Annotated in this window: 10 protein-coding genes; 3 read left to right on the forward strand and 7 right to left on the reverse strand. The window is 71.6% G+C overall.

Annotated features, from left to right (window positions below):
* Nucleotides 1-31: 31 nt before the first annotated feature.
* From trxB to G6N30_RS20915, 5 genes are all read right to left on the reverse strand, one after another.
* Nucleotides 32-1,003, reverse strand: a complete 972-nt coding sequence (gene trxB / locus G6N30_RS20895; protein WP_134058805.1) for a thioredoxin-disulfide reductase — start codon at nucleotides 1,001-1,003, stop codon at nucleotides 32-34.
* Between the two features lie 82 nt (nucleotides 1,004-1,085).
* On the reverse strand, nucleotides 1,086-1,766 hold the full coding sequence (gene sigM, locus G6N30_RS20900) for an RNA polymerase sigma factor SigM (RefSeq protein WP_134058807.1): 681 nt from the start codon (nucleotides 1,764-1,766) through the stop codon (nucleotides 1,086-1,088).
* A 64-nt stretch (nucleotides 1,767-1,830) separates the two neighbouring features.
* A complete protein-coding gene (murJ, locus tag G6N30_RS20905; protein WP_179965504.1) occupies nucleotides 1,831-5,625 on the reverse strand; it encodes a murein biosynthesis integral membrane protein MurJ in 3,795 nt (1,264 codons plus the stop codon).
* Nucleotides 5,622-8,081 (reverse strand): DUF6049 family protein, encoded by a 2,460-nt coding sequence (locus G6N30_RS20910; protein WP_134058810.1) that lies wholly within the window; start codon nucleotides 8,079-8,081, stop codon nucleotides 5,622-5,624. The genes murJ and G6N30_RS20910 overlap by 4 nt, the downstream gene beginning before the upstream one ends.
* Nucleotides 8,063-8,839, reverse strand: coding sequence for an NUDIX hydrolase (locus tag G6N30_RS20915; RefSeq protein ID WP_179965505.1), 777 nt, complete (start codon nucleotides 8,837-8,839; stop codon nucleotides 8,063-8,065). The genes G6N30_RS20910 and G6N30_RS20915 overlap by 19 nt, the downstream gene beginning before the upstream one ends.
* A gap of 85 nt (nucleotides 8,840-8,924) precedes the next feature.
* On the opposite strand from G6N30_RS20915, the gene G6N30_RS20920 reads away from it, so the two are divergent.
* The 3 genes from G6N30_RS20920 to G6N30_RS20930 all read left to right on the forward strand — a co-directional run bounded on the left by G6N30_RS20920 (nucleotide 8,925) and on the right by G6N30_RS20930 (nucleotide 12,323).
* Complete coding sequence (locus tag G6N30_RS20920; protein WP_134058815.1) at nucleotides 8,925-10,373, forward strand: CCA tRNA nucleotidyltransferase; 1,449 nt, start codon at nucleotides 8,925-8,927, stop codon at nucleotides 10,371-10,373.
* Nucleotides 10,374-10,513: 140 nt separating this feature from the next.
* Complete coding sequence (locus tag G6N30_RS20925; protein WP_134059299.1) at nucleotides 10,514-11,011, forward strand: pullulanase; 498 nt, start codon at nucleotides 10,514-10,516, stop codon at nucleotides 11,009-11,011.
* A 55-nt stretch (nucleotides 11,012-11,066) separates the two neighbouring features.
* Nucleotides 11,067-12,323: a serine/threonine-protein kinase gene (locus tag G6N30_RS20930; protein ID WP_134058818.1), complete on the forward strand. Its 1,257-nt coding sequence runs from the start codon at nucleotides 11,067-11,069 to the stop codon at nucleotides 12,321-12,323.
* A gap of 1 nt (nucleotide 12,324) precedes the next feature.
* On the opposite strand, the gene G6N30_RS20935 is transcribed toward G6N30_RS20930, so the two are convergent.
* Both G6N30_RS20935 and G6N30_RS20940 read right to left on the reverse strand, forming a co-directional pair.
* On the reverse strand, nucleotides 12,325-13,101 hold the full coding sequence (locus G6N30_RS20935; protein WP_134058821.1) for a TIGR03084 family metal-binding protein: 777 nt from the start codon (nucleotides 13,099-13,101) through the stop codon (nucleotides 12,325-12,327).
* 9 nt (nucleotides 13,102-13,110) lie between these two features.
* A complete protein-coding gene (locus tag G6N30_RS20940) occupies nucleotides 13,111-14,391 on the reverse strand; it encodes an MFS transporter (RefSeq protein WP_134058824.1) in 1,281 nt (426 codons plus the stop codon).
* Between the last annotated feature and the right edge of the window lie 119 nt (nucleotides 14,392-14,510).

Genomic DNA, 14,510 nt, shown 5'->3' on the forward strand with positions numbered 1-14,510 from the left:
GGTGCTCCTAAGAGGTCGGAATGGAGGTGTGTCAGATCGGTGCGGAGATCTCTTGATCGCTTGGGGCGACGCCGATCTCGGCCAGCCAACGCTCGGCGTCGATGGCGGCCGCACAGCCGCTGCCCGCGGCGGTGATGGCCTGCCGGTAGGTGCGGTCCACGAGATCGCCTGCGGCGAAGACACCTTCGATCGAGGTGTTCGTGGTGCGGCCCTCGACGCGCACGTAACCGTCCTCGTCCACGTCGACCTGACCACGCACGATGTCCGACCGCGGGACGTGGCCGATCGCGACGAACACGCCGGTGACCGCCAGTTTGGTCTCTTCACCGGAGACGGTGTCGCGCAAGCGGATACCGGTCACCTTGGGGGAGCCCTCGATCTCGGTGACCGCGGTGTTGGTCATGAACGTGATCTTCTCGTTGGCGCGGGCACGCTCGAGCATGATGCGGGAGGCGCGGAACTCCTCGCGGCGGTGGATCACCGTCACACTGCGGGCGAACCGCGTGAGGAACGTCGCCTCCTCCATCGCCGAGTCACCGCCGCCGATCACGGCGATGTCCTGGTCGCGGAAGAAGAAGCCGTCACAGGTCGCACAGGTGCTCACGCCCATACCGAGCAGCGCATCCTCACCGGGGACGCCGAGGTGGCGGGCGGCCGCACCCATCGCGAGGATGACCGCGCGGGCCCGGTGGGTCTCGTCGCCGACGGTCACGGTCTTGACCGGGCCGTCGAGGGAGACCTCGTCCACGTCTTCCATCCGCAGGTCGGCGCCGAAGCGCAGCGCCTGCTCGCGCATCTCGTCCATCAGCTCGGGACCGGTGATGCCGTTGCGGAAACCGGGGTAGTTCTCCACCTCGGTGGTGGTCATGAGGGCGCCGCCGAACTGGCTGCCTTCGAACACCAGCGGCTTGAGCTGCGCACGGGCGGCGTACACGGCGGCCGTGTAACCGGCCGGGCCGGAGCCGATGATGATCACATCGTGAACCGTCGATGAGGTTGTCATGTGAGCCTTTCTGCCGTTTCGCACCGGCACGGGTACAACACCAGCCTAGGTCCGGGTGTTCCCGCACGCGTGCAGGCCCACGCTACGGGCGGCCGGCGGGCGGGCACGCGCTCGCATGCATGACGGCGCGTTCGATCGACGGGTGGCGGCTGCCGCGCGCGGACGTCCCGTGCCGGGGCCGGGGCACGGTGGGGCAGCCCCGCCCGGGCGTGGCGGGTGGCTCGTGCAGGCCGCGCAGCGTCTCGGCGAGTTTGGCCCGCGCCCGGCTGCAGCGGCTCTTGACGGTGCCCTCCGCGACACCGAGCATGCGGGCGGTCTCGGCGACCGAATACCCCTGCATGCCGACTGCGACGATCGCGGCGCGCTGTTCGACCGGCAGCCGAAGCAGCGCCCGTTCCACCATGATGGCGGTGTCCACGCGGGCGGTGGGGTCGCCGAGTGGGCTGATGTCGTCGTGCAGGGCGGTGGTGACCAGGTGGCGATCGCGCCGGAGCCGGTCGAGGCACGCGTTGACCACGATGCGGTACAGCCAGCTGCTCACGGCGCAGTCGTGCCGGAACGTCGCGGCGTTGCGGTGCGCCTTGAGCATCGCGTCCTGCAGGGCGTCGGCGGCGTCCTCGTGGTTGCGGCTGGTGATCAGCGCGAGCCGCTGGAGTTGGCGGTGGTGGCGGACGAACAGCTCTTCGAACGCATAGCGGTCACCCGCGACGTGCGCGGCCAGCAGTTGGGCGTCGGACCGGCCGACGGCGTCGCAGCTCCCCACAGCCGAACACTAAGGGCACTTCCGGGTGGTTCCGGGCACGAGTTCACCGTCCTGTGGATAACCCTCAGGAGGTGGTGCCTTTCAGCGTGATCTCCGAGACGTCGGTGCGGCTCTCGCCGTTGACGGTGCCGAGCTTGTCGATCCACACCAGCACGTAGGAGGTGGGGGTGGCGTCGCTGACCTGGATGGTGTTGTTGCCCGTCCGCAGCGGGGTCGACGGCGTCATCTCGGTGGTGCTGTCGAGCGACGACGGTTCGGCCGACTCGGACGACCGGATCTGCACCGAGGTGCCGGTGGAGGACACGTTGATGTCGACCGAGCTCAGCGTCGTGGGCTGGGACAGTTCCAGCATCAACCCGACCCCGTTCTTGAAGTTCGGGAACGGGTTCGGATCGGAGTAGGTGTCGGTGGGCCACACCGTGGTCGAGTTGCCGTCGATGGCGTTGCCGGCCTGGTCGGGGGAGTCGGCGCCGCCGTCGGGGGAGAACACGGTCGCCCGCACCGGGCGTATGACGTTGCCCGCGCCCGGGCTGGCGCCGTCGGCTTCGGCGGAGGTGGTCGGTGCGTTGAGGCCGAGTTCGTCACCGTCGAAACCGCCGCCGACGTCGCCGAAGATCCGGCTCAGCACGGTGGCCAGCACGATCAGCGCGACCACGACGATCACGCCGCCGACGGTGAGGCCGACCATCAGACCGCGTTTACGGCGAGCGTGGGCTTCGGGGTCGTCGTCGGGGCCGGCGCGGAAGCGCGAGCCGCTGCCGGTGTCCGGCCGGTCGACCGGAGCGATGAGATCGGTGCGGTCGGCGACGGCGGTGGCCTGCTGCAGGAGGTTCAGCAGGGTGGGCGCGCTGCGGATTCCGCCGTCGGGCTGGACGGCCCGCGCGGCCGCAGCCGAGATCTGGAACGGGATCTCGCGGTCCACCGCGCGCGGTTCGACCGGGTTGCCCGCCGGATCCGGGTCGGCCGGCGCGAGTCCGCTGGGCTCGCCGGTCTCCGGCAGCGGCCACCGGTTGACCAGCAGCGCGTAGAGCGCGGCCCCGATGCCACGGATGTCGTCCTCGGGGGTGGCGTCGGGCATGGTGGCCGGAAACGCCAGCGCGACATCGCCTTCGATGCTGACGCGGACCCGGCTGGGGTGGTCGATCGACAGCGCCACCCCGGACCGGTGCGCGGCTTCGGCCGCGGCGGCCAGCGACTGCATCGCGCGGGCGCCGCCGATGGGGGAGGGTGCGGTCGCCGCGACCTCGGCCAGCGATCCGCCGCGGATCCACTCCGAGACGATGAGGCCGCCGGATCCGGTGTTGGCGACGTCGAGGACACGGGCCACGCCCGGCATGTCGAGACGACTGAGTTTCAGTGTGCGCGAAAGGATTTCCTGCACGCGCTCGTCGGGCAGGGTGGCATCCGGGTCGACGAACGTCAGCGCCACCTGCCGGTCGAGCGCGGTGTCGAGCGCCTGCCAGAACTGCAGGTTGGGCGGGCCGCCGTGGAACACCAGCAGCCGGTAGCGGCCGCCGGCGATCATCGCACCCGGGATGAGGTGGATGTCCTCCTCGGACGTGGCCGCCTCCACGGGGGGTTCGCGCGGTGCGTCGAAGGGCAGCGATTCGCGGGTGGGATCGCCGCCGTAGTCGGCGGGCGGCCGCCCGGACATCGGCATCTCCGTGGTGGCCGACCGGTCGTCGGGGACGTCGGCGACGTCGGGAAGGAAGTCGTCCGCGGCGGGCCGCGAATAGTCGTCCGCGGCGGGCCGCGAGAACTGGTCCGCGGCGGGCCGCGAGAACTGGTCCGCGGCGGGCCGCGAGATCTTGGTCGTCGCAGCGTTGTCCGGCGGTGCGGCGGAATCGCCCGCGGAGTCGTCGCTCACCGCTGGTCCTCTCCACATGTTTGATCCGGCACCACGCACCGAAGTACCCCGCACCGGAGGCTCACTCCAGCCGGCCGCGGGGCCCCGAATCCCCCGTACCGGACCTGCACTCCTGTGGTCAGAGTACGGGAAGGCGTCCGCGGACCGCGCTTGGTCGGGCCGAGATATTGACGGCGCGGACACCGGTTGGCGGCGGCCGAGACGTCGGCGCACGAACGCGACGGCGGCCGCCGCTTCGGGCACTTTGGCGGCCAGCAGCACACCGACGATGACGGGCAGCATGATCACACCCATCACCGCCAGACGCACCAGCGAGCCCAGGCCGCCGCCGTCGGTGGTCAGCGATTCCAGGCCGAACAACTGGTCCACCACGTAGGCGAGCAGCCCGGCCAGCAGGGACGCCGCGACGGTCACCAGGATCGTGCGGATCACCTGCACGTCGAGCAATCGGCCACCGGGCGGGTTGAGGCTCGACCGCAGCAGGATGTAACCGACTGCCGCACCGGCGAGGAAGCCGAGCCCGTTGGCGAGCCCGAGATAGCCGGCCACCAGGTCCGGGTCGTCGGTCAGCGCGGGCGCCGCGAGCGAGGCGATGATCTTCACCGAGGTCACGACGATGATGACGATGATCGGCGTCCACGGCTGCTCGCGGGCGTAGAACACCCGCAGTTGCAGCAGCACGAGCGCATAGGGGATGAGCGTGAACGCCGACAGGGTGATCGCCATGCCCAGATAGCCGGCGTCGGTCTCACCGAAGTTCCCGTACGCGAACAGCGCGGTGCCGATCGCCGGGCCGCCGACGGTCATGACCGCCACGATCGGGATCAGCGTCACCATGGTGAGCCGGGTGGCCAGGGACAGGTCGCCGAGGACGGCGGGGATGTCGTTGGCGGCGGCGTTGCGGGACAGCCGGGGCATCACCACGGTGAGCACCGTGACGCCGATCATCCCGAACGGCAGCATCAACACCAGCCAGGTGTAGTTGTAGATCGCCGGTCCCGAGGCGGCCGAGGCGCTGGCGATCTGGTTGGTGACGATCAGGCCGACCTGGCTGATGAGCACGTAGAGCACCATCGCCGCGGCCATCCTGCCGAATGACTTGAGCCGCTCGTCGATACCCCACAGCGGGCGCAGGCTGATCCGTTCGCGGCGGATCGCCACGAGCAGCACCGCGGTCTGGGCGAAGACGCCGAGGGTCGTGCCGATGCCGAGCACCAGCAGTTTGGCGTTGCCCATCTCCACCGGGTCGACCGACAGTTCGCCCGGCACGATCACGTACAGCCCGAGGGTGGCGATCGCGACGATGTTGTTGACCACCGGCGCCCAGGCCGGCGGGCCGAACACGTTGCGGGTGTTGAGGATCGCCATGAACACCGAGGACAACCCGTAGAACAGCACCTGCGGCAGCAGCAGATAGGCGAACGCCGTCGTCAGCGGATTGTTGACCTGCGGGTCGTCGCCGAGCATCAACCGCACGAGCAGCGGGGCGCCCACCACCGACAGCACCGTCGCGACCAGCAGCAGCGTCGTCGCGAGCGTCACCAGCCGTCGGACGAACGCGGTTCCGCCGTCGGGGTCGTCGCGTTCGGCGCGGGCCAGCACCGGCACGAAGATCGCGGTGAACGTCGCTTCGAGCACCAGTGCGGCCACCAGGTTGGGCAGCTGGTTGGCCACCGAGAACGCACTCGACAGGGCGGCGCCCAGGATGGCGGCGAGCAGCACGATCCGCAGGAATCCGGTGATACGGCTGACCAGCGTCGCCACCGCCATGCCCCACGAGCGTGACACCACCGCCGCGTCGGACAGTTCCGGACGGCCGGCTCTGCGGCGGGGCGCCGGGCTGCGCGGGACCCGCTGGCGCGGCGGGGGTGGCGGCGGACGCCGGGACGGATCCGGGCGCACCGTACCCGGGCGTGGCGGGATGCGGCGCGGGGCGGCCGTGGGTGGTGGCGGGTCGGGTGGAGCGCCACGGTCCCACCCCGTGGTGCTCATTTCTGGTCGCCGACGGGTTGGTCGCCGCGCGCACCGGCGCGGCGCGGGCTGTCATCCGGTGCGTGGCGGATTGCGGTGTCGAGCGGGTCGGAGCGCAGCGGGACTCCATCGGTGCGGGTGACCGTCGCCCGTTTCGGGCGGTCGAGGTCGGCGGGGTCGGGCTGGCCGCGGAAGCGATGCCAGAGGCGCCGCCCGGCCAGCAGGACCAGCACGGCCGCGGCGCTGAGCGTGATGATGAACAGCACCTTGCCGTAGGCGTTGGAGTGCACCGACAGCCGCACCGTTTCGCCGAGGGGGAGACCGTCGGCGGTGCGCAGGGTCACGTCGACGGCGACGCGCTGGGTGAAGTGCACCTCGATCGGCACCCGAAGCGGCAGGTAGCCGGGCGGCAGGCTGATCTCGCCCATGTCGTCGACCGACATGCCCGGGGGTGCGTCGACCGCCAGCCGCACCCGGATCGGCACCGGCAGGTCGTTGCGCAACGCGAGCGGCAGCGGGCTGCGTTCGGTGGCCAGCGTGTAGGCGCCGCCCGGGTTCATGATGCGCACGGCGCCGAACATGTCCCCGACGGTGTCGGTCACCACCGAGAGCCGCTGCTTGGCCAGATCCTCACGGGCGGCCGGGGGTTCCGATTGGCTCAGCGCGCGCAGCATGTCCTCGCGCAGCGGCGCGGTGTACGCGATGCCGGTCAGTCCGGTGCGCTCGTCGACGCCCAGCGCGGCGGTCAGTCCGGCGAGGCGGCCGTTGGTGGCGGCGATGCCCGAGGTCACCGCATCGTCGACGCGGCCGCGCGAGCCGGCCTCGGCGGACGGCCAGCCGGCGTCCGCGGCGGCGGGCACGGCGTCGGCGTCGGCGATCAGCTCGCCCACCGGCCGGGGGAGGGCCAGGCCGGCGCGGATGGCGGTGCCGACCGAGGTCAGCACGGCCTGCGCGTCGTCGGGGCGCAGCGTCCACACCAGCGGCGGCACCACGACCTCGGTGCGGGGTTCGACCTCGGGCCGCAGCCCGCGCCACAGCAGCGATCCGATGGCGTTCTGGCGCCGCGCGACCGGGGAGTCCTGCCGCAGCGGGACCTCGAGGGAGGAGTGGAGGTACGACGGCGCCGCCGGGTCGGCGCCCGCACCGGCCAGCGCCGCACCGATGGTCGGGTCGAACGGCATCGTGACCAGGTTGGGGGAGTACCGCACGGGTTCGAGATCGGCGGAGGAACCCAGCCCGGTCGCGTCGTCCTGGGCGGTCAGGGGCGCCGCGGTGACGGCCACCGTGCGGCCCTGCCCGGACAGCAGCTGCGCGGCCCCGCCCGTGAGCGGACCGTCGCCGAGAATCGTGACACCGCGGGTGGAGGTGACGCCGAGGATGCGGTCGACGATGTCGGCCGCACCGGTCGTGGCGATCGCGCTCAACGCGGGATCGCCGACCCGCTGAACGGCGTCGAGGTCGGCCTGGGCGTACGGCGTCGGCACCACGCACATCCGCTGGGCCAGCGCCTTGAGCCGGTTCAGCCAGCCGATCGCCGCCTCCTGGCCGGTGCCGGGCCGGGTCGGGGTGGTGGGTCCGCCGTCCGGCCCGTCGTTGACGACGTACCCGGTCGTCATCGCGTTGACCGTCACCACCAGATCGGGGTCGACCGCCAGGCACAGCGCTCGGCCCACGTCACCGCCCGGGTCGACGGTCGGGCTCGTGGCGAAGTCGACGGCGGCGAGCAGCGTCTCCAGCCGGCCGCCCGGCGCCAGCGAGGTCGCGAGCTCGTCGTCGACAAGCCGCACCGGCGCAGTCCCGCCGGGGATGCCGGCGGCCAGCCGGGGTTTGTCGGCCAGCGGCCAGAACATGGTCAGCCGGACCGGTTTCGACGTGTCGGGAGGGACGACGGAGTTCAGGGTCTCGGCGGCCGAATCGGCGCCCGGTTCGGACGGGACGCCGAGCACCGGCAGCAGGAAGCGGGCGTCGTCCAGCCGGGCGGGCGCCCCGTAGTCGGGGGTGCCGTTGACGTTGACCAGCAGCGGGTACACGCCGGGCTGTTCGATGCGCAGCGACGGTCCGTCCGCCGCGCGGATCGGATAGGTGAAGGTGAACGGCACCTCCTGGCCGCGCGGCAGCTCGGGAGTCGCGGTGATGAAGTCGGCGACGGGATCGAACTGGTCGACGTTGCCGGTCAGGTTGGTGCGCAGTCCGGACGACACGTCGACACCGGGGGCGTGTTCGAGGCGCAGCACGACATCGCGAACCGTGCGGTCGCCGATGTTGCGGACGACGCCGGACACGGTCACCAGCGGATCGCTGGTGGTGGTGACGACGTCGGGGGTGACGCGGTCGATGCGCAGCTGCAGGAACGGGGCCGCACCGGGTTCACCGGCGGCGGCCTTGGGCAGCGCGGTCGGCAGGGCGGTCAGCAGCAGCAGCACGAGTGCGGCCAGCACCCGCGGCACCGCCACGGCTCTCACGGCCCTTGTCCGCATCCGTTCGTCCGCCGGCCGGGAGGGGTTTGGCTGGACTCGTCACGACGACGGTTGCGGGTGTGCGAATGGGTCTGCGGGCGTCGCCGCGGCGCAGATCTGGGCAGCGGCGGCAGGGCCGCGGGGCCGTCGGTGTGCAGTTTGTCGATGAGTTCGTCGGCGACCTCGGCGAGGCGGCGTTCGTCGGCGTAGGCCAGCCGGCTGGGCAGTTCTTTGAGCGGCACCCAGGCCACCTCGGTGACCTCGACGTCCTCATCGGACAGTTCACCGTCGAGGAAGCGCATCAGGTAATGGTGCACCGTCTTGTGCACGCGGCGTCCCTCGGTGACGAACCAGTAGTCGATGCTGCCCAGCGCCGCGAGCACGCTGCCCTGGATACCGGTCTCCTCGGCGACCTCGCGGATCGCGGTCTGCTCGGCCGTCTCGCCCATCTCGATGTGTCCCTTGGGCAGCGACCACAGCATGCGGCCGCGCCGGTCGACGCGACCGATCAGCGCCGCGACCTGACTGTCCTTCGGCCCGTCGATACCGTCGATGACCAGACCGCCCGCGGAGGTCTCGTGCACGGTGCGCAACCGTTCGGGGGGTCGGCGGGGCCGGGACTTCCTGGCCTGGTCGGTGGGCGTGACCGTCGGCTGGGGGGCGGCGTCGGTGTTGGCGGTGTCGGTGCGTTCGGCGCTGCCCTGGGGCGGTCCGGCCGCGCGTCGGCCACGACGTCGCCCGCGGCGGCGTCGTGATTTGGGCTGTTCGCCGTCCGACACCCAAGCGATAGTAGCTGCCACGTGCTTTCACTCCCGCCACACTCGCCGGTCGCAGCCGTACCGTGACCCTCTAGGCTCAACGAACGTGTCCGACCACGACCACGACGCAGGAGCCGACGCCGAACTACTGGCGCGCGCCGCGGTGGCACTCAACCGCGACGGCGACCTCCTGCGCGACATCGGGGCGGTGTTCGCCGCGGCCGGTCATCAGCTCTATCTGGTCGGCGGAAGTGTCCGCGATGCGCTGCTGGGGCGGCCGAGCCCCGACCTCGACTTCACCACCGATGCGCGGCCCGAACAGATGCAGGCATTCCTGCGTCCGTGGGCCGACGCGCTGTGGGACACCGGTATCGAGTTCGGCACCATCGGCGTCGGCAAGCGTGACCACCGCCTGGAGATCACGACGTTCCGTGCCGACAGTTACGACCAGGTGTCGCGCAACCCACAGGTGCGGTACGGCGACCGGCTCGAGGACGATCTGGTGCGCCGCGACTTCACCGTCAACGCGATGGCGGTGGCGATCACCGCCGACGGGCTCGGCGCATTCCACGACCCGCTGGGCGGTCTGGCCGCGCTGCGTGCCAGGACGCTCGACACCCCGTCGGCGCCCGAGGTGTCGTTCGGTGACGATCCGCTGCGGATGCTGCGGGCGGCCCGCTTCACCTCGCAGCTGCAGTTCCAGGTGGCGCCGCGGGTGCTGGCCGCGATGACCGCGATGGCCGCGCAGTTGTCGCGGATCACCGTCGAGCGGGTGGCCGTGGAGCTGGACAAGCTGCTCCTGGGCGCAGACCCGGTGGTCGGTATCGACCTGATGGTGCAGACCGGGCTCGGTGACGTCGTGCTGCCGGAGGTCGGTGGTATGCGGATGGCCATCGACGAGCACCACCAGCACAAGGACGTCTACTGGCATTCGCTGACCGTGCTGCGCCAGGCGATCGACCTCGAGGACGACGGGCCCGATCTGGTGTTGCGGTGGGCGGCGCTGCTGCACGACATCGGCAAACCGGCGACGCGGCGCCACGAACCCGACGGCGGGGTGAGCTTCCACCACCACGAGGTCGTCGGCGCGAAGATGGTCCGCAAGCGGATGCGCGCGCTCAAGTACTCCAAGCAGATGGTCGAGGACGTCTCGCAGCTGGTGTTCCTGCACCTGCGGTTCCACGGCTACGGCGACGGCAAGTGGACGGATTCGGCGGTGCGCCGCTACGTCACCGACGCCGGCCCGCTGCTGTCGCGGCTGCACAAGTTGGTGCGCGCGGACTGCACGACCCGCAACAAGCGGCGCGCCGCGCGACTGCAGGCCAACTACGACGATCTCGAGCGGCGGATCACCGAACTGGCCGCGCAGGAGGATCTGCAGCGGGTGCGGCCCGACCTCGACGGCAACGAGATCATGACGCTGCTCGGCATCCCCGCGGGTCCGCAGGTGGGGGAGGCGTGGCGGTATCTGAAGGAACTGCGCCTCGACCGCGGCCCGATGTCGCACGACGAGGCGGTCGACGAACTGATGAAGTGGTGGAACGCCAAGCAGTAGCCCGCCTCGTTCCGCGAGCGTGCGTGTCTGCTCCGCGACACGCCGCCCCGCGCTCTGCGCCTGCGCACCTTCGCGCCGTGCCGAGCGTGCGCGCCACCGGCGAAGGGAACCTGGCCCGGCCGCCCGGCGTCTGAATGCGTATGGAGTACTGCCTGGGCGACGCGGAGGGATCGACCACGATGTGGACCGCTGAACCGGACGTCGACACCGACGCCGACGGGGTGTTCGACGCGGTCGGTCTCGACCTCGACGGAGACGGCCGCATCGACGATGCGCTGGCCGACCACGACGGTGACGGGCTGGCCGAACTGGCCGCGCGCGACCTCGACGACGACGACGTCACCGAGGCGTTCTTCAGCGACGACGGATCGGGCACCTGGATGCTCAGCGTCGACCGCACCGGCCAGGTGCGCTGGTTCGGCCTCGACGGCGTCGAGCAGACAGGTGGGCCGATCGTCGATCTCGACGCCGACGGGCAGGCCGACGACAGGCTCGTCGACAGCGACGGGGACGGGCTGGCCGACCGGGCGTTCAGCGGTGACACCGCGCATGTCGACACCGACCGCGACGGCCGATGGGACGTGAGGTTGTCCGACGGCGACGCCGACGGGCGCGCCGATTCGGCCGCCGAGATGTGACCCCTCTGTCCGCCATACGGTTTACGGCGGGGTAAATCGGGCTACCGCTTCTGCCATGACCGGCCACGAAATGCTCGTCGGCCGCTACGAACTGCGCGACACGCTGGGCCTTGGCGGAATGGCGGAGGTCCGCGACGCTTGGGACACGCGCCTGGACCGTGCGGTCGCGGTCAAGCTGCTGCATCCGTCCCTGCGGGCTCAGCCGGATGTGCGCGGCCGCTTCGAGGCGGAAGCGCGTTCGGCGGCCGCACTCACGCACCCGAACATCGTCGCCGTGCACGACTACGGCGAGGACGACGGCACGCCGTTCATCGTGATGGAGCGGCTGCCGGGCCGCACCCTCGGCGACGTGATCGACGAGGGACCGCTGTCACCGGCGCAGGTGCGGGCCATGCTCGACGAGGTGCTGGCGGCCCTGGAGGTCGCCCATGCGGCCGGCGTGCTGCACCGCGACATCAAACCGGGCAACATCTTGCTCTCGGCCGACGCCAACAGCCTCAAGGTGGCCGACTTCGGCATCGCCAAGACCGGCGGTGCCGCGCTCACGCTGACCGGTCAGCTCGTCGGAACCCTGGCGTACATGAGTCCCGAACGGGTCATGGGGGCGCCGGCGTCGGTCGCCGACGATCTCTACGCCGTCGGTGTGATGGCCTACGAGGCGCTGCTCGGACGGCGGGCCTTCCCGCAGGACAACCCCGCTGCGGTGGCCCGCGCCATCGTGGACGACCCGCCGCCACCGGTGGCCGCGTTGCGCGCCGACGTCGATTCCGTCCTCGCCGGCGTGATCGACCGGGCGATGACCCGGGATCCGCGGCAGCGTTTCGCCGGCGCCAAACAGATGCGCTCCGCCCTCGCGGGCGACCCCGGCGCGCTGTTCACCACGCCGGTCGCCATGCCGGTCGCCATGCCGGTCATGCAGCCGATCACCGCCCCGGTCGGCCCGCCGATCACCCGGACGTTCGCCACACCCACGGCCGGTGTGCCAAAGCGCTCGAGCCGCTCGCCGCGCGCCCGCGCGGTGGCGGGCGCCGCCGCGGTGCTGGCCGCCTTCGCGGTCGCGGTTGTCGCGTTGGCGATGGATCCGTTCTCGCCCGCACCCGCCCAGAAGCCCGTGAGCACCAGCGCCCCCGTGCCGCCTCCACTGCCGCCGACGACACCACCGCCCCCGCCCACACCGCCACCGCCACCGACGATGGCTCCGGTCGTCGAGCAACCGCAGCCGGTGGCGCCACCGAAGAACGAGATGAAGAAGCCGGAGAAGGGCCCGGGCCACAACAACGGCAAGGGCAACGGCAACGGAAAGCGGGGTTAGTTCAGCCGCGACCCTTGCCCGGCGGCCCCGCGAAGGCCTGCGCAATGGTCAGCCACCGCTCGGCGTCCGGGCCGGTGGCAACCAGATCCAGCTCGGCGCGCGCACGGCGCTGGGTGACCAGCAGGCAGAAGTCCTCGGCGGATCCGGTGACCCGCTGTTCGGCGTCGGCCGGCCCCCACCTCCACAGCGACCCGTCGGGTGCGCGTAGTTCCACGTGAAACGGTGCGGTGGGCGCGGGCAGGCCGTGGACGGCGAAGGCGAAGTCTCGGGTGCGCACACCGATGTGCGCGACGGACCGCAACCGCGCGGTCGGTGCGCGGCGCACACCGAGCGCATCGGCGACGTCGAGTCCGTGCGCCCACGTCTCCATCAGCCGGGCGGTGGCCATCGACGGCGCACTCATCGGCGGCCCGAACCACGGCAGCTTGCGGCCGTCCTCGACGGTGAGCAGCGCATCGTGCAGCAGGCGCCGGGTGACCCGCCAGTCCGCGAGCAGCTCCGGCGGCTCGGTTGAAGCGAGATCCTCGGCGGCGCGGTCGACGAAACCCGTCGGATCTTCGGCCGCGCGGCCCAGGACGACGTTGAAGCCGGGCTCGTCGGTGACCGATAGCAGCGCGACCCGGTCGGTCCACAGCAGGTGCGCGATCTGATGGGCGATCGTCCATCCCGGCGCCGGCGTCGCCAGCGACCACTGCTCGTCGGGCAGATCGGCGATCAGCGCATCGAGTTCGTCGCTCTCCGCCCGCAGGTCGGCGACGAGAGGTGCTGCGGAGGCCATGGCCCGAGACTAGTTGCGTGCCTGCCTGCGGCCCAGCACCGCGTGCAACGCCAGCCCGGCGAGGTAGACGCCGACACCCGCGGCCGCCAGACCCGGCGCGCGGCCGTCGGCCGGTATGACCACCGCGGCGGCCGCTATCGCCCCGATGAACGCCATCCAGAACAGCGAATCCTGAACCGTGAAGACGTGGCCGCGCAGCGCGTCGTCGACGTCGATCTGCATCGCGGTGTCGGCGCACAGCTTGACGACCTGCCCGGCCGCTCCGAGCAGCGCTCCGCTGACCACCATCACGGGCAGCTGGAGCCCCACCGCCGCGAGCTGGATGGCCGCGGCCGCGAGCAGGGCTCCGTTGGCCGTGCGGTAGCGGCCCCAGCGGGTGATCAGCGACGGGGTCGCCACGGTGGCGAGGAACGACCCGGTGCCCGTGGCGGCGACGAACAGCACCGCGGTGCCCAGTCCGGCGACGGCCGCGGTGTCGCTGTGGCGCACCATCACCAGCACGAGCAGCGTGTTGATCCCGAAGACGACGCGGTGCGCGCTGAGACCGGCCAGGGTGGCCGCGACCGTGCGCACCGACAGCACGGTGCGCGCCCCGTGCACCCATCCCGTCGCGACCGCGTAGGCGACCGAACCGTGGACGGCGCGTGCGCTGTCGTCGGGACCGAGCACGTGCGGGCCGATCCGCACCGACAGCAGCAGCGCCAGCGCCACCGGCAGCGCGGCGATGAGGATGATCGCCGCGGCACCGGTGTCGTCGGCGCCGAACGCCCAGCGCGGCAGCAACATGAAATTCGCGCCGAGGAACGCGGCCACCGCGCCGGTCGCGGCCGCCACGGAGTTCATCGCGACCACCTGCTCACGCGGCACCACGTGCGGCAGCGCCGCCGAGAGCCCTGAGGAGACGAAGCGGGTGAACCCGTTGACCACCAACGCGCCCAACAGGATCGGCAGGTCGCCGGCCCGGCCGGAGAGCAGCGAGGCCACCCCGAGCACCAGCAGCAGGCGGGCCAGGTTGGCGCCGATCAGCACCAGCCGCCGGTCCCACCGGTCCAGCAGGGCGCCGGCGAACGGACCGAGTATCGAGTACGGCAGGAACAGCACCGCGAACGATCCGGCGATCGCCCACGGGTCCGCGGCGCGGTCGGGGTTGAACAGGATCGCCCCGGCCAGTCCGGCCTGGAACAGGCCGTCACCGAACTGGCTGACGGCGCGGAGTTCGAGCAGCCGCCAGAACTCCGGGAGCCCACGCACCGACCGCCAGACGGCTTTCGGCGCGCGAGCGTCAACCACTTGTTTTCACGTCCTGTCCCGGCGCAAGAGTTTGCGAAGAGGCGCCGAGGTGCACGGCACCGCACCCACATTACAAATGTCGGGCGGGACCCACCTTGTCCACCACATCGGCACCATGC

This window comes from Mycolicibacterium litorale, assembly GCF_010731695.1.
Lineage (GTDB): Bacteria > Actinomycetota > Actinomycetes > Mycobacteriales > Mycobacteriaceae > Mycobacterium > Mycobacterium litorale.